Origin of the sequence: Flavobacterium tistrianum (genome assembly GCF_003254545.1) — a bacterium.
In the GTDB taxonomy this organism is placed as follows: domain Bacteria; phylum Bacteroidota; class Bacteroidia; order Flavobacteriales; family Flavobacteriaceae; genus Flavobacterium; species Flavobacterium tistrianum.
This window is the reverse complement of sequence record NZ_QJRH01000068.1, coordinates 260,037-276,759: the sequence shown is the minus strand read 5'-3', so window position 1 is coordinate 276,759 and position 16,723 is coordinate 260,037. Positions and strand designations below refer to the sequence as shown.

The window sequence follows — 16,723 nt, the reverse complement described above, 5'->3', positions numbered from 1 at the left end:
GAGATGTTTGCAGGAAAAAAAGGAAGCGTTTTTACACTGACAGGATTGTATATCCTGACGATTCCTTTTTTTAACGGACTCAATGTTACGACTTATGACAACTCGCAGATATTAGGACATTTTGGACCTTCTACAACTGCTTTTAGTTATGCAGTTTACATTCCCATTTTTGCAATGTTGGCTTTTTTGCCTTTAGGATTAAAATTAGGGAAACAAATTAAGGTTCGTACCATGATTTTATCGGTTTCGTTTTTGTCTCTGTTGTTTAATACCGCTTCCTTGTTTGCGCCTACTATTGCTTGGTTTGTTTTATGCCGTTCGCTTTTGGCAATGGTTTCCATTATCGGAATATTTGCTTCGATGGTGCCTATTTTATTAAAGTATAATCCTGCACTAAATATGGCTTTGATGTATGGCATTTTTCAGTTTATTCAAAAAGGAAGCCAGCATTTGTATCAATATTTAGGAGCGCATTTTGTGAGTTTTCATAATTGGACTTTTGGAATTTATTTCCTGAATGTCAACTTTTTAATCTGTATTCTTTTGGCTTGGTATTTTTATAAAGCCGATGTTGCGCCTCTAAAAACCAAATTTCAATTTGATTGGCGAGGCTGGATTATCTTGATTTTATTTTTTACGATAATTCTCTTTTTATGTGCCGAAGGACAGACCAGAAATTGGTTTAGTGATCCTAAAATAACGCTGGCTTTTGCAGTTTTATTTATTGTGGCAGGAATCTATCTGCTTCATGTTCGTTTTACAGCAGAACCATTAATAAATCCAGATGTTTACAAATTTAAAAATGTTATTCCCGGTGCATTTTTGATGTTTTATATCGGAATAATGAATGGAACAGGAAGTGTTGTAACAGGCTATATGACTAATATTTTAGGTTTTGACCCTGTTTTGGGAGCTGTCACACATCTTTCATTGCTGATTGGATTGTGTATCTCGATTCCGCTTTCGACTTATCTTTTATACAAACGCATTTATCTGGCTACGATTTGGGTAATTGGTTTTGCTTGTTACGGAATGTACCATATTATACTGTTTTTCAGATTCTATCCAGGAATCGATGCATCTGATTTTTATCTGCCTTTGATTTTTAAAGGTTTAGGAATGGGGTTTCTTTTTCCTGTTTCGTTGCTTTACATTTCTGAGGGAATTCCTCCGTTTTTGAGCACATCGCGCATGATGACTGGAATTATTGCTCAGGCTGTTTTTGCTTCTTTATTAGGAGGTGCTGTTTTAGGAACTTTTATTTCGAATATGAATGTACAGCATAAAACAGGTCTAAGCCAACAGTTGAGTCCGATAAACAAACAAGCCGAAAATCAGCTGGAAAATTCGAAAAGGCAATTTTTATATATGGGATTATCAGATGCCGAAGCGCAGAAAAAAGCAGAAAAAAGTCTTTCTAATCAGACTTCGCAAGCTTCTATATTATTGGCTTACAAAGATATTTATCTCGTCATGTCGGCTGTTTGTTTTCTGCCGATTTTCATTATTCTGCTTTTCAAACTTTGGCGTAGACCAATAGGAAGAGTAGAAGTGGAGCCGATACCGATTTGAGAGTGGAGAGGAAAAAGGAAAGATGAAAGAAGCAAGAGTAGAGACTGGAGAAGAAAGAAATATTAACCATTGATTTATATTATGATAGCACAAAAAGACCGTTTTTTATATCGCATTTGGACTCAAGAGAAAGGACTTAGCGGTATGCTGATACTTCTGTTTATTATGCACTTTATTGCCATTCCGTTTTTTGGCAGTTACACTCGCTTTATGGTGGCTGTTAATATATTTTGGATGCTGTTTCTTTTTGCTGGAATTGTAGCATTGTCAAAACATAAGAAACAGGCTGTTCTTATTTCAATAATCCCTATCTTATTTATAATCATACAGTGGATTAATTTTTTTGAACATAATATTTTCATCTTATTTGCCGATCTAATTCTCTCGGTTGCCATTATGCTGCTTCTAATTACTTTGGTTTTAATAAAAGTTTTAGAGCCTGGTCCTGTAACGACTTATCGAATTGTGGGCTCGATTGTCGTGTATATGCTGTTAGTTCACTTTTGGTCTACACTTTATTTGTTTCTTTTTCAGCATATTGAAGGTTCTTTTCAAATAACCGAATCCAAATTTACAAGCAATAGCGATTTGGCTAGTTTTATGTATTTCAGCTATATATGTATCACATCAACAGGTTTTGGCGAAATAGCGCCTCTTCATCCTTTGGCTCGTTCTCTGGTTCAGATTGAGGTGCTTACAGGAGTTCTATATCCCATAATCTTAATTGGAAGACTGGTTTCAGATGCTAATTTTTCTATTAATAAGACTGGGAGTAAAGAAGAATCAAGAGGCAAGAACCAAGATTAGCGTATAAAGTATAAAGAAGTTAGAAAAGAGATTTATAAAGAGAATTCATTTACCATTAACAATTCACAACTCATAATTACCATTCACCATTAAAAACAATAACCATGAAAACAACTTATTCGAATAAAAAGAAAGAACTCTTTGATACAATTTTGCAGTTATTTTTCATATTTCTCCTTGTTGGGTTTTGTCTCAAACTGCTGTTGCCTTTTTTTATGCCTATTCTTTGGGCAGTAATATTGTCTGTCGTATTTTATCCATTGTTTAATTCATTGCAGAAAATATTAAAAGGACGAAAAGCATTGGCATCGGTTGTCATTACTATTTTGATTATTGCCATTATGGTGCTGCCTCTTATTTATTTTCTGAAAGCAGCAACAGGAAATTTTTTAGAACTAAAAGATAGTTTTGAAGCGGGAACACTAAAAATTAGTCCGCCAGGGGCTTCTATAAAAGAATGGCCTATAATTGGGAAGCCTCTTTACGAGTTTTTACTTTCCATGTCAACAGATTTAGAACAAGGTGTTGTTAAGTATCAAGATCAGATAAAAGAATTGTCGTCTAAAATCATGGCAAGTATTTTGAGTTCTGGTGCTGCATTTCTTCAGTTTATTTTATCGGTTATTATTGCTGGTGTTTTATTAGTATCGCCAGGCGGTAAAGCTTTCTTCATGAAATTCCTTAAGAAAATTGCTGGAAGTGAAGCCGAGGAAATTATGACGATTTCGGTTTCAACTATTTATCAAGTGGTGAAAGGGATTTTGGGCGTTGCTGTTATTCAGACTATTATTCAAGCCATCGGATTGTTTTGGGCCGATATTCCGTATGCGGGAATCTTGACGTTGATTTGTCTCATATTTTCTATTTTACAAATTGGACCAATTATAATTAATATTGGAGTTATTATTTATCTTTTCTCAACAGGAGATTCTGGTCATGCCGTTTTTTGGACGATATTTTTTATCATCAGCGGATTGTCAGATAATGTTTTAAAACCGCTCTTATTAGGAAAAGGTGCGCTTGTGCCGATGCTTGTAATTTTTCTGGGTGTAATTGGTGGTTTCATTATGTCGGGTTTTATAGGATTGTTTGTCGGACCAATTGTATTTTCAATAGGATATAAATTGTTTGTGGCATGGCTTGATGACAACCCGGTACCTGTTGCAGAACCAGCGGACGATATCGAGATTGTTTAAATTGTTGATGGTTGATGGTTGATGGTTGATTGTTGATGGTTAATGGTTAATTGTTGATGGTTAGCTACGAATTGTCAATCGTTGATATGTTTTTGCATAGCCCCTAGTTTTAACTAGGGGATTTCAGAATTGCCGATAGAGAAGGCTTTAGCCAAATTACAATCGAATTTTGTGCAAATTTTGTGTATCTCCCCAAAGATAGAGGCAATTGATTATTTATAAAGTTTTACACTTGAATTAACAATTCACAATTTATAATTCACAATTAAAAGAAGTATTTTTGCAGGATTATAATTCCAGCAAATGAAACGTTCAGGCACGGCAGATCTTCCTTTACATTATGGACATGTTCCGTTATGGCTTGCTGAGCGAATGTCTAAACTTGGTCTTGCGATTGTGGAAACGATTGCAATGGAATTTTCGACTGCAGAAGTTATCAGCAAATTAAGCAATCCGTTCTGGTTTCAAAGTTTTGGAGCTGTTATGGGAATGGATTGGCATTCGTCTGGAATTACAACTTCGGTGCTTGGAGCTTTGAAAAAATCGGTTAATCCGCACTCCAAAGAACTCGGAATTTATATCTGCGGAGGAAAAGGAAAACATTCTATGGCAACGCCACAGGAGCTTTTATTTGTTGGAGAAAAAACAGGTCTAGACGGAATTAATCTTGCCAGCTGTAGCCGACTTACCGCAAAAGTTGACAATACCGCCATTCAGGACGGATTTCAGTTGTATCAGCATAATTTTATCGTCGATAATAAAGGACAATGGGCTGTTATTCAGCAGGGAATGAATCCGAATTCTAGAACTGCCAGAAGATATCATTGGCATTCGCAAGATTTAAAGTCTTTTATTAATGAACCTCATACTTTTATTTATGGCGAAAATCAAGGCGCAATTTTAAATCTTACTGCAAATGCCGCTACAAAATCTCGCGAAGGTATTTTAGAATTGATAAAAGAAGAACCTGTTAAAATCATAAAAGAAATGCAGCATCTTTCTATGCCGGCGCATCACGATGTGAGAATGGAAGATGTGAATATGAAAAGACTGGGCGCAATGCTTTGGGCTACTCACGAAAACAAACCAGAAGATTTTGAAGAATTACTGCTTTTAAAAGGAATGGGACCAAGAGCTTTGCAGTCTTTAGCATTGGTAAGTGAAATCATTTACGGAACTCCAACAAGATTTGATGATCCAGCTCGTTTTTCTTTCGCTCATGGCGGAAAAGACGGACATCCGTTTCCTGTTCCCGTCAAAATTTATGATGAAACTATTGATACGCTTCAAAGAGCTATTAATCGTGCTAAAATAGGAAATAGCGATAAATTGAGTGCCATTCAGAAACTATCTGAGATTTCGCGGAAAGCAGAAGAAAGTTTTACGCCAAACTCCAATTTTGATGCGCTTATTCAAAGAGAAAGAGAGGAATCGTACAAGTATGGCGGAAAAACCGTTTTTGGCGATGCAAAACCTCCTAAAAAGAAACCCATAAACCCAAACAATCAGCTGGAATTATTCTAAAAATTATAATTTTCTATCAGCCTTTAGTTATTTAAAAATCCAATAATGTCACAAAACGAAAAATCAATTTATACTTTACAGTTCATTTTACTTTGCTTGAGTTCTTTATTATTTTCTTCAAGTTTTAATATGATGATTCCTGAACTTCCTAATTATTTAAGCAGTTTGGGAGGAGCAGAGTACAAAGGACTTATTATCTCATTATTTACATTAACAGCTGCAATTTCTCGTCCATTTAGCGGAAAGCTTACCGATAAATGGGGTCGTGTTCCTGTTATGGCAATTGGCTCTTCGGTATGTGTGGTGTGCGGATTTTTGTATCCTATTTTAAGTTCTGTTTCAGGATTTTTGTTACTACGTTTAGTGCATGGTTTTTCTACAGGATTTAAACCAACATCAACATCGGCTTATGTGGCAGATATTATTCCGCAGCACAGATGGGGAGAAGCACTTGGAATGCATGGATTGTGTTTTAGTATTGGTGGGGCACTTGGGCCAGCCTTGGGAAGTATGATTGTCAATAATTTTGGAATTAATGTAATGTTTTACAGTTCGTCGTTTCTGGCTTTTTTCTCGATTATTATTGTATTGAACATGAAAGAGACGCTTGTCGCTAAAGAAAAACTGAACAGATCTATGTTTATTATTGGCCGAAAAGATATTGTAGACAAAAATGTATTTCCGGCAGGAATTATTACTTTTCTTTCTTATACAGCTTTCGGACTTATTCTAACTTTAATTCCAGATTGGAGCGAGCATTTGGGAGCGACAAATAAAGGTATATTTTTTACGGCCTTTACGGTAGCTTCGGTTATGGTTCGTTTTGGTGCAGGAAAAGTTTCCGACAGACACGGACGACCAAAAGTGATTTTCGCTGGATTAATTATAACTTCTATCGCTCTTTTTGTAATAAGTGCAGGAAGAGACATTGAGATGTTATTGATTGGAGCTGGAATTTACGGAGTTGGTACCGGTATTTTGTCGCCAGCAATTAGCGCTTGGACAATTGATATGAGCAATCCTGAACATAGAGGAAAAGCTGTTGCAACAATGTATATTTCGATGGAATTTGGAATTGGTTTGGGAGCTCTTTTAGGCGGAACTTATTATAACGATCAAATTAACCGTATACCGCAAATCATTAGATTTGACATTCTCGTGCTAATTCTAGGAATTGTATATCTTACTTATTGGGCAAAAAATAAAAAGAGAATTAAAGCATAATTCTAATGCTTATTCTTTTTGAATGTTTAACTGCACTTTAAAATTGCCGTAATACGGATTGTCGGCCATTAAAGAATGTCCAATTACCAAAATATGATTTCCTTTTTGTTTGAGTGGAATTTGCATGACCATTCCAAAAGGTCCGTCTGAGGTTTTATCAGGAAAAATAATTTGGTTAAATCGAATGTTTCCTTTTCCTCCGTCTGGAACTATTTGAGCCTTTAATTCGCCCAAATCTTCATTTTTGAATTGAACATATACTTTTGAATTTAAAGAATCTAAATGGCCTTCAGCCGAAAACGCATTTTCTTCATTCTTAAAATTCATAGCGATACTGTCGCCAATTTGCTTATTCTCCTGCTTTTTTTCTTTTTGAACAACGGGCATTGGTGATTCAGCAGAAGTTTTTTTGTTTTCCTTCTGCTGACATGAAAAAAAGAAAATTGAAATTAGAAGTACAGACCAGTTTTTCATAGCACTATTTTTTAGCTTAACATTTCAAAACTTCCAGGTTTTTCTTCGTTCTCATCATATTCTCCTGCAGGTTTTTCATTTAAATCTTCTTCTTCTTCCCAGTCATTTTCATCATACTCTGAATGAAAATCATATTCAAGATTATCTTCTAATTCTCCAAGTTCTAAATTGTAATGGTTAGAAGCGGTCAGTCTATTGGTATAATCGCCGTCTAGATAATCATCATAATTTAATAATAGCTGTTCCTCATAAGAATTCATTTCAAATCCAAATTCCTCTGATGTGTAATTTTCTAATCTCATATAAATAATTTTTTAATGAATGGATAATCATATCTAATTCTTCAAATTAGATTATTTTAAAATTACATTGTAAGACCGCTCGCTGTTTTATATAATTTTCTAACAGTCTTGTCAAATTTTCATCTGAGACGAAAAATTAAGTCAAAAACAGGAGTTTTATAATTTTGTTTAAAAGGATTTGGGGAATTTCCTTGTTATTATTTGAAGCAGTATTAAATATAAAGAAATATCGCGATTTATATCGATTGAAATCTTTTTTTGATTTATTCTGAACTTTATTGGTAAAAAAAATAACGGGTTTAATTGTTTGAAAAACAAGTGATTATACTTGTTTCTTTTTCGGATATTAATATTAAATTTGTTCTTACAAATTAGCAGTTTCTTACAAGCCTAATTCCTGCAATTTTAGAAAAATTTGAGCAAAACAATACTGATGCTAATAGTCAAAAAGACATTTTTTAAGTTATAAAATATTATTGCCGAAATTTTTTTTTACTACATGCGATTAGCATATTCTTTATCGATTATAGGTTAGAAAAAAGCATCAAAAATTCTTTAGATATTCCTTGATATCCAATTTGATAGATTCTAAAAAACAAAAATAGCCATGGATATAGTAACAGATCTTACAGCAGAAGCGGTTTCTTATATCACTTTATTTCAAGATATTTTAAAAAGCCAGCCCAAATCAACTGTACCAAACAATTTGATTAATAATACAGAGTGGAAATCGCTTAATGTATGTAATTTACTTATTGATAATTTAACTCCTAATCAAAAAGAGAAGATTAGAGATTTAGTCTGGCATAGCCCTACAAAAGCAAACACTAAAGATCTTGCCCGGATATATTTTAAGAGGACCGTTTCGCTTTTGGATTGGCTTTCTGAAAATATATTGATTGGCAAAAAAAAGATCGATCTATTATCTGCTGAGGGAACGTCGGAACTAATTTTGTTTAAACCGCCATTTTTTTGGAGGGAGAAAATAAGACACATCTTATATAAGGAGTCAGATAAACGTCTTGAACTGGTAGAATTATTAGAATATATGCCTGTACAGATAATTTTGGCTATAACATTAAAAAAAGAAAAAGATTATACAATAAGGCTTTATCAATTTTATATAAAGAAAATATTCGAAAAGGAATCAGAAACAGTAGTAACTTTTAATGATCATGACTTATTGACTAGAGAAGATAAGGACACACATGCTCAGTTTTGGAAGAGTGAAGAGGCAGAGTTTGCTCAATCTTACCTAAAAAATGATCAGGAATTGCTCAAAAAATTAATAAAAAACGGATGTTCGCTTCCTTTTGAAACACTTTTTAGAGATGAGCTAATAGAAATTTCTAGGGCAAGAAAAGCAAGGGACAAAGAATTAAATCTAGCTTCGGTAAACAATGATTATAAAAGTGAAACCTTAGCATCTCATTCTATTAAAGCTGAACAAGTTTTTGATGCTGTGGGAGAAGCAAGTGAGATGAAACTTATGGGGCTTGCTTTTTCAGGAGGTGGAATCAGATCCGCAACTTTTAATCTCGGAATTCTGCAACGTTTGGCAGCATTAAATGCGCTTCACAGATTTGATTATATCTCAACTGTTTCTGGTGGTGGTTATATTGGTACTTGGTTTAATTCATGGGTAAAAAGATCAGGTTCTTTCAGTAAAATTAATGACCGTCTTTCTCCCGAAAAATCTGGTGATCCGTTGGCTGATGAAGTCCGTCCAATACGATGGCTCAGAATGTTCAGTAATTATTTATCTCCAAATGTTGGAATAATGTCTCCAGATGCATGGACTTCTGGAATGACTTGGGTACGTAATACAATGATTAATCAGACTGTATTGTTACTAGCATTATTGACTATCCTATCTTTCATTTATACTATTTATTCTTTTTGGGATTCAGTTAGAGAAGACATAACCGAACAAAGTGTTTTATGTGTTTCTATTTGGAGCAGTATCATATTGTTAATAGGTTCTCTCATTGTTGCGATTCCTATGCGTACTTTTTATAGTGATGAAGAAAAAGAATCGCATAAAGTTTGGTTAATAAATTTGAAGAAATCAATAATAAACTTTACAAGGAAATTTAAATTAGGAACTTTTATTCCTAATATAATTCTGATTTGGGGCGGATTTAGTGCATTAATTATTAGCACTTATTTTGCGGCATATAATCCAAATTTTATTGGAAACGATAAATTTTGGTTTATAGGTTTAATTTTTTGTGCGGCATTACTAGGTTTTTTCTGGGTAGCTATATGGGGCAATTACCATAAAAGATGGGATCTTATGAAAAGAGGAGTAGGAAATGTGACGCCAAAAGAAGAGAAAAACGCTTATAGTAAAGATGAAATTCAAGAATCTAAAAAAATATTTGAGAAAAAAGTTGGCTGGGCCATTGCTTTATCTTCTCTTGTCGCATCGGCAGCGCTAGTATTTCTTTTGATGGTTTTTTGGTCAAATACAAATATTATTTACAATTTGTTTACTAAGTATTATTCAAATTCTTGTAAAGTATTTTTTGTTATAGGTATTCCTTGTATCCTTGAAATATTTTCGATAGCTGTGATTATCAGAATGGCACTTATGGGAAATCTGTTTCCAGACTATCGGAGAGAATGGTGGGGCAGAATAGGTGGTTTGGTTCATCGTTTCATACTTTTTTGGATTATCATCAGTTTTGCTTCCTTGATTATGCCTGATCTATGGAGAGAATATCCAAAAAACGATTTGGAAGGTTTTGACTGGAAGAGTTTAACAGGTTGGACCGGATGGGCTGGCTTTATTGGTTGGGGTATGAAAAAAGCTTTTGAAGCTACGGACGAAACTGAAAGCAAAAAGAAAAGTTATATTGATATTTTGCTTAAAGTCGTGCCGTTTGTTTTTATGGTAGGAGTGCTGTTGATAGGTTCTTGGATTTTAGACAAAATAGAAGGATTTAATTTTTTTCCGACTATAGAAAAGGACTGGATTAAATTTGGTTGTATTATGATATGTTTAGCTACTATTACAGCCTTAGTAAGTTGGCGAGTGGGAGTCAATGAATTTTCATTGCATCATTTTTATAGAAACAGACTAATTAGAGCTTTTATGGGAGCAACACGAAGCAGGGAAGAAAGAATAAAGACTGCTAATGCATTTACAGGATTTGATGCTTATGATGATATTTTATTGTCCTCAATGACTGTTAAGGATGGTTATTTTGGACCGTTTCCACTTATAAATGCCACACTCAATGCTACCGTAGTTTTTGCATTAGATAGACAGGATCGTAAGGGAGAATCATTTGTTTTTTCTCCATTATATTGTGGCTATGATTTTAGTCCAACGCGTTCTTCGACTTACAATGTAGATCGAATTTATGAATATGGCTACAGACCAACAAATAAGTTCTCTAATAAAAATGGCGGACCAACTATGGGAACAGCAATGGCTATATCGGGCGCTGCAGTTAACCCGAATTGGGGCTATCATTCTTCTTCTACCATGGCATTTTTACTTACGCTTTTTAATCTGCGTTTGGGCTGGTGGATTGGTAATCCGAGATTGGCTAAATGGAAGAATCCTGATCCAGTATTTGGCTTATTATATTTAATGCGAGATCTTATTGGTAAGTCAGATATTAATATGAAATATGTTTGTCTTTCTGATGGAGGTCATTTTGACAATAGTGGTCTATATGAACTTATTAGAAGGCGTTGTCAGTATATTTTATTAGGTGACGCAGAGCAGGATAATAAAGGCACATGCGAGGGGTTAGCGAACGCCATAAGAAGATGTCGAATAGATTTTGGAGTTGAAATTGATATTTCTATTGATGAAATTATTAAAGGAAAGAGTCATATAGCCAAAGGAACTATAAAGTATCCAGGCGATAAAAAAGACGTTGGAACACTCGTATATATCAAAACTGTAGTGACAGGAGAAGAACCAGCGGATATCAGAGAATATGCATTGGCTAATCCAGATTTTCCACAACAATCAACAGGAGATCAATTTTTTGATGAAGCACAGTTTGAGAGTTATCGCAAGTTAGGCTATTATTCTATTAAAGATATAAGTGAATTAGGTTTGCCTTGATCCAAGATTAATGAAAAGTACCTTTTAGGATAAAAAAAAGTCTGTAAACAAAGAGTTTACAGGCTTTTTTGTGGAGTCACGGCTATTACACTTTTTTATAACCTATTTTGCTGTTGATAAGTAAATAGCCACGAAATTTTATATTGAAAAATTCTTCATTTACTGAAAGCGGATTCACTACCAATCTGGTTAACGAAAGTTTTGCAAATTCTAAATTATAAGAAATTGTTAATCTATTAATGAGTGAGAAATATAGAATAGCTGATTTAAAAAATGATACTGAACTAGGTAAACTTGATATCAAAAATGGAGATTTTAAAGGTCATGAAGAAATGCTGCTTAAGTTTAAAGAGAAAGGAATTATTTATTTTTTTAATGCTTAAAATTTAAAGTATTCTAGATCATTATAATAAAAATTTAAAACAATCAGAGGCTTATTTCCGAATGAAGATTGAGAAAGATACTGAAAAGTAAATTTAGTTTAAAGAGGAACTATTACTTAGGTATGTTGTTTTCTCTAACTGAAGTCTATAAATGTATAAGTGCGTAAACTGTAAGATATTTACGCACTTATTAATTTCTAATGTAATTCTAGATTAATTTTTGAAGTTTTCTACTTTTTTAGAATATATATTATTTCCAAAAATTATTGCTCCCATAACAAACGGGACAAAATGAGAAATTTGCCAAAATAGCTCCATTCCTTCTTTTAATCCTTCATCAAAAGTTTGGAAAATTCCTAGACCGATGAAAAAAAGACAAATAGCGAATAAGCAGAACTGAATTTTATAATTTATTTTAATCATAATTTTTATGGTTCAAGAGGAATAAAAGTTTTTGGTTCATAATACACAAAAATGGGAGATTCTACCAAATCTCCATTTTCATCTAAAGTAATGAAAAGATCTGATGAATGTCGAACAGTTGCTTTATTGACATCTGCAGGATATATTCTTTTATTTCCGCTTTCCCCTTTACAAGCAGCACCCCATTCTGCACTAGCCCATATGAAGCCCGCAACAGCAACTCCAGTTGCCAGTCCAAAAGAACCAACTTGTATTGTTGCAAGTCCCACGAATGCTGCTCCTAATCCGATTGATGACGATAAGCAACTTCCAAAAAAACCTGTACTTTTAGATGTATAGCTATCCTTAGTAAAAAATTCTGGGTCATATGCGTTGATAACTTTTAAGCCATCAATTAAGTTATAAAAACGCTGTAATTTTTTTTGAGTCTTTGGAAGTAATAAAATTGCGTTTTCAAAATGAAATATTGATGTTTTGAAGTTTTTTGTATTTATTAACTCATCTTTAAATGCAGTTATAGCTGCAAGCTCATTTTCACTATATAAATTAAATTGTTTTAGATATTCAATATTCTCCTCATATGTTTTATCTAAAATATGTTCAGTTCTATAATCAATTTCAACTTGTAAATCTTGATCGGCTATTAAAGCCATATATTCTAAATATGGCTGTTCAGGAGCTTCTTGTTCATCAAAATTGGCTTTACTAGTTTTGCCATATTTTTTAGTTTGAATATTGTCATCTTTCAATTTTATAAGAGTGCTTGCAGCAATAATATCCTGATCAGTTAATCTATAGATGCTTTCGGGTTTATTTGTTAATATTTCTTCACTTTTTTCACATGAAGAAGAGGAGAAAAATAAAGTCACAGTTATGACTATGAGAAAAGATTTAAATAAATTTTTTTTCATTATAATTTGATTGTATTAATAATTTTCGAGTGTTTTTACGGTTTTTATCCGAGCAATTACAGTTACTCGGATAAAATTCTCGAAGAGCGTTGGCGGTTTTTTTAAGATTGATCTTCATTAGCTTAAATTATAATATTTGTAAAATAAGTCTTTCAAATATAGTATATTTATATGTATGTATAATAATTGCCACTTAATTAAATTTATAAATATTTTTTTTACGCTTATCTTACGTGCATTTTCAAAAGCTAATATGAAATCTAGCTTCTTAATTGAAGGATTCAGATAGGTATCATAAAAAAGAATGAACTGCTAAACAGATACAGTAATAAAATTTAAAACAATATAACGACCGAATAGATGTTCGTATTTGCAAATATCAAAAGGGGTTAATTAAGTATATATTAACATTGCTGGGATGTAAAGAATTAAGCGAATTAATAGTATGTTGTATAAATTCGGAGGCTAACAAAATTATTAAGGAGAATGAAATTGTAGAGAAAGCTTACGAGGATAAGAAAATATATTTGTGAATGCAATTTTAAATCCACTAAAGGCTAATGAAAAACTTAAAAGATCTCAAAACAGACTTACTAAATTTATCAACAATGAAAGTGTCAGCGAAATTGTCAATCAAAAAACAAAAAGCCTGTAAACAAAGAGTTTACAGGCTTTTTTGTGGAGTCGCCGGGAATCGAACCCGGGTCCAAACAAGCAACTAAAGAGCTTTCTACACGCTTATTTCCTGATTGAATTTTCGATGTTAAGCTAGGCCAGAAACAGCCACCGAACACTTATCTTCTTAATTTTCGAAATCCACCCGAAGCTCATGGAAATCTAGGTTTATTTTTACGGTTCCCCTGAACGGAACGCCACAAACCAAGGCTTTCCAGGAGAATCCAGCTTCTCTACCTTGTAGAGACGTGGCGTAATCTTACTATGATTCGGATTATGCAGCTAAAGCGTAATTATTTTCGCCGTGTAAAAGTTTGAGATCTTATATTTACGAGCAAGGTCTCAATGCTCGACGTGCTTACTGTTCAATTCGACTTGCTGTCAAAACCAGTCGACCCCAAAAAATAAGTCTGCAAATTTAGAGTATTTGAAATTACTTTCTGCTAAAATTTTCAGAAAAATTTTGTTATTCTTCGTCTTTAAAATTAAATGGGTAATCTCCAAAGATTGGAGCTAGTTTGCGAACTGCATAAGTGTTTCTTGTCATTTTATTAGATAGTGCAATAATCGTAACTCCTTCTTTCATCAAAGTAATATAAGATGAGGTATTTCCGTGCCACCAGCCGTTATGGAAATAGAAATTTTGTCCAGTTTCCCAATTAATCATTCTAATTCCAAGACCATAATTTTTAGTTCCTTTGCGTTCGTTGCTGTAACCCGTATAAACTTGTTTTAGCAATTCAGGCTTTAGGAAATCTGGTGATTGTCTCGCACGATCAAATTTTAAAAGATCTCGTGCTGTAGAAAATACGTTTTTATCGCCATAAACATTGTCTAGATAATCAAAACCGATTTCTACACCATTGCCTTTATAAGAGGGAACAATTTTTTTTCTGTCTTTATCGTCATCAAAAACATAAGTGTGAGTCATTCCTAGAGGCTTAAAGATCATTTCAGACATTGCTTCTTTATAACTTAAACCAGTAATTTTTTCTATAATAAGAGCTAGCATTGCATAATTGGTATTGCAATAGCTAAAACGTGTTCCAGTTTTAGACTCCAAACCAATATCTTTTGTTGCCAAAATATCTAAGATGTCTTTATTGGTCAATTGGTTATGTCTGTCCCAGATTGACTTATCACGGTCTGTGAAATATGCATAATTACGCATTCCTGTACGATGATCCAAAAGCATTCTTATTGTGCATTCTTCGTAAGGGAAAGTTTTTAAAATAGTATTTACTTTCTGATCTAATTCAATTTTACCAGCATTTACCAATTTTAAAACTGCTGTAGCAGTTAGCACTTTACTCACAGAAGCAATTTGTACTGGTGTTTCGGGAGTTATTTTTGTACCCTCATTTTTATTGGCAAAACCATTATATCTTTCAAATAAAATCTGTCCATTTTTGGCAACTAAAAAGCTTCCATTCATGTTATTATTTGGCCAGTTTTTATTATAAAAGTGATTTATTCTGCCGACAACAGAGTTTTTATAAGCCTGAGAAACTTTTGGTTCAGCTCCTAACGGCTTCATTTTAGGTAAGGTATCTTCGACTGTCTGAGTTGTATCTGTTGCTGTTGTTTTGTTTTGACCACAAGAACTTAAAACAAGTATTGAAAAAAGTAATTGTGGTATCTTTGTCTTTTTAAGGAAAATCATTTGCATCGTTCTTTAAAAACAAATATATCGAATTCAATTTTGTTGTATTCTTGGTTCTGAGGCTTTATTTTGTGTTTTTTAACGTTTTTTTAAGAAAAGTAAATTTTAGTCAGTTGTTTTTCAGCTTATAACGGTTTTAAAACATTCTAAATGGAATTTTTGAAACAAAATTTTAACTAAATTTGTTATATTTGAAACAAATATGTTTTAAAAAGTTATATTATTAAATACTAAAAAACCACATTAAATGAAATTTGGAATCATAAAAGAGAGAAAAAACCCGCCTGATAGAAGAGTTGTTTTTTCTCCAAATGAATTGACAAGGTTAAAACAGCTTTACCACGACGCCTCTGTAAAAGTTGAAAGTTCTGATATCAGAATATTTTCTGATGATGATTATAAAAATATGGGAATTACCGTTGCTGACGACGTATCTGACTGCGATGTTTTATTTGGTGTAAAAGAAGTTCCTGTAGATGATTTGATTCCAAACAAAGCTTATTTCTTTTTTTCTCATACGATTAAAAAACAGCCTCATAATAGAAAATTGCTTCAAGCCATTTTAGAAAAAAATATCGATTTATATGATCATGAAACGATTGTAAATGAACACGATCACCGCTTAATTGGTTTTGGAAAATATGCGGGAATGGTTGGCGTTTATAACGGAATTCGTGCGTTCGGAATTAAATTCGAATTGTTTAAACTGCCAAAAGCAGAATCACTTTCGGGGAAAGAGGATTTAATAAAGCACTTAAAACGCATTACGATACCAGCTTTAAAATTTGTAGTTACTGGAACAGGAAAGGTTGGGAGCGGGGCAAAAGAAATTTTGGATGCTATAAAAGTGAAAGAAATTACGATTGATAATTATTTGACTAAAAAATACGCTCAAGCGGTTTATGTTCAGTTGGATGTTTTAGAGTATAACAGAAGAAAAGACGGTCAGGTTTTAGATTTTGTAGATTTTGTTAAGCATCCAGAAGAGTATGAGTCTGATTTTGAAAGATTCACAAAAGTATCTGATATCTATTTCGCTGGGCATTTCCATGCCAATAATGCTCCAATGATTTTAACTAAAGAAATGCTGAACGCAAGCGACTGTAAATTGAAAGTTGTTGCCGATATTTCTTGTGATGTTAATGGACCGATTGCTTGTACCATACGTTCGTCAACAATCGAAGAGCCTTTGTATGGATATTTTCCTTTAGAAGATCGAGAAGTAGATTTGTTTCATCCAGCTGCGGTTGCAGTAATGGCTGTAGATAATTTGCCATGTGAAATTCCAAAAGATGCCAGTGAAGGTTTCGGGGAACAATTTATGGAACACGTAATTCCAGCTTTCTTCAACGGAGATAAAGATGGAATCCTAAAACGCGCAAAAATCACAGAAAATGGAAAACTAACAGAAAGATTTAGCTATTTACAGGATTATGTGGACGGTAAATAAGTTATGAGTTATGAGTTAGTCGACTTTGTCTA

General features: G+C 33.3%; 13 protein-coding genes and 1 other RNA gene. 8 read left to right on the top strand and 6 right to left on the bottom strand.

What is annotated here, in order from left to right:
• Window positions 1-3: 3 nt before the first annotated feature.
• The 5 genes from DMB71_RS11770 to DMB71_RS11750 all read left to right on the top strand — a co-directional run bounded on the left by DMB71_RS11770 (window position 4) and on the right by DMB71_RS11750 (window position 6,323).
• The gene (locus DMB71_RS11770) at window positions 4-1,572 is read left to right on the top strand and encodes an efflux MFS transporter permease (protein WP_111366293.1); all 1,569 of its coding nucleotides are present in this window, start codon (window positions 4-6) and stop codon (window positions 1,570-1,572) included.
• An 81-nt stretch (window positions 1,573-1,653) separates the two neighbouring features.
• A complete protein-coding gene (locus DMB71_RS11765; RefSeq protein WP_111366291.1) occupies window positions 1,654-2,379 on the top strand; it encodes an ion channel in 726 nt (241 codons plus the stop codon).
• 104 nt (window positions 2,380-2,483) lie between these two features.
• On the top strand, window positions 2,484-3,575 hold the full coding sequence (locus DMB71_RS11760) for an AI-2E family transporter (protein ID WP_111366290.1): 1,092 nt from the start codon (window positions 2,484-2,486) through the stop codon (window positions 3,573-3,575).
• A 303-nt stretch (window positions 3,576-3,878) separates the two neighbouring features.
• Window positions 3,879-5,099 (top strand): DUF763 domain-containing protein, encoded by a 1,221-nt coding sequence (locus DMB71_RS11755; RefSeq protein ID WP_111366288.1) that lies wholly within the window; start codon window positions 3,879-3,881, stop codon window positions 5,097-5,099.
• 45 nt (window positions 5,100-5,144) lie between these two features.
• On the top strand, window positions 5,145-6,323 hold the full coding sequence (locus DMB71_RS11750; protein WP_111366286.1) for an MFS transporter: 1,179 nt from the start codon (window positions 5,145-5,147) through the stop codon (window positions 6,321-6,323).
• Between the two features lie 9 nt (window positions 6,324-6,332).
• On the opposite strand, the gene DMB71_RS11745 is transcribed toward DMB71_RS11750, so the two are convergent.
• Window positions 6,333-6,797, bottom strand: a complete 465-nt coding sequence (locus DMB71_RS11745; RefSeq protein ID WP_111366285.1) for a hypothetical protein — start codon at window positions 6,795-6,797, stop codon at window positions 6,333-6,335.
• Window positions 6,798-6,808: 11 nt separating this feature from the next.
• On the bottom strand, window positions 6,809-7,099 hold the full coding sequence (locus tag DMB71_RS11740) for a hypothetical protein (RefSeq protein ID WP_111366283.1): 291 nt from the start codon (window positions 7,097-7,099) through the stop codon (window positions 6,809-6,811).
• Between the two features lie 607 nt (window positions 7,100-7,706).
• Between DMB71_RS11740 and DMB71_RS11735 the strand changes: the two genes are divergently transcribed.
• Both DMB71_RS11735 and DMB71_RS21965 read left to right on the top strand, forming a co-directional pair.
• The gene (locus DMB71_RS11735) at window positions 7,707-11,186 is read left to right on the top strand and encodes a patatin-like phospholipase family protein (RefSeq protein WP_162614817.1); all 3,480 of its coding nucleotides are present in this window, start codon (window positions 7,707-7,709) and stop codon (window positions 11,184-11,186) included.
• Between the two features lie 239 nt (window positions 11,187-11,425).
• Window positions 11,426-11,569, top strand: coding sequence for a hypothetical protein (locus DMB71_RS21965; protein WP_162614816.1), 144 nt, complete (start codon window positions 11,426-11,428; stop codon window positions 11,567-11,569).
• Window positions 11,570-11,782: 213 nt separating this feature from the next.
• On the opposite strand, the gene DMB71_RS11730 is transcribed toward DMB71_RS21965, so the two are convergent.
• From DMB71_RS11730 to DMB71_RS11715, 4 genes are all read right to left on the bottom strand, one after another.
• Window positions 11,783-11,992, bottom strand: coding sequence for a hypothetical protein (locus tag DMB71_RS11730; protein WP_111366282.1), 210 nt, complete (start codon window positions 11,990-11,992; stop codon window positions 11,783-11,785).
• 5 nt (window positions 11,993-11,997) lie between these two features.
• Window positions 11,998-12,903 (bottom strand): hypothetical protein, encoded by a 906-nt coding sequence (locus DMB71_RS11725; RefSeq protein ID WP_162614815.1) that lies wholly within the window; start codon window positions 12,901-12,903, stop codon window positions 11,998-12,000.
• A gap of 676 nt (window positions 12,904-13,579) precedes the next feature.
• Window positions 13,580-13,977: a transfer-messenger RNA gene (gene ssrA / locus DMB71_RS11720) on the bottom strand.
• A gap of 67 nt (window positions 13,978-14,044) precedes the next feature.
• Window positions 14,045-15,247: a serine hydrolase domain-containing protein gene (locus DMB71_RS11715; protein ID WP_111366279.1), complete on the bottom strand. Its 1,203-nt coding sequence runs from the start codon at window positions 15,245-15,247 to the stop codon at window positions 14,045-14,047.
• A gap of 241 nt (window positions 15,248-15,488) precedes the next feature.
• Between DMB71_RS11715 and DMB71_RS11710 the strand changes: the two genes are divergently transcribed.
• Window positions 15,489-16,691, top strand: a complete 1,203-nt coding sequence (locus DMB71_RS11710; RefSeq protein ID WP_111366277.1) for an NAD(P)-dependent oxidoreductase — start codon at window positions 15,489-15,491, stop codon at window positions 16,689-16,691.
• The last annotated feature ends 32 nt before the right edge of the window (window positions 16,692-16,723 follow it).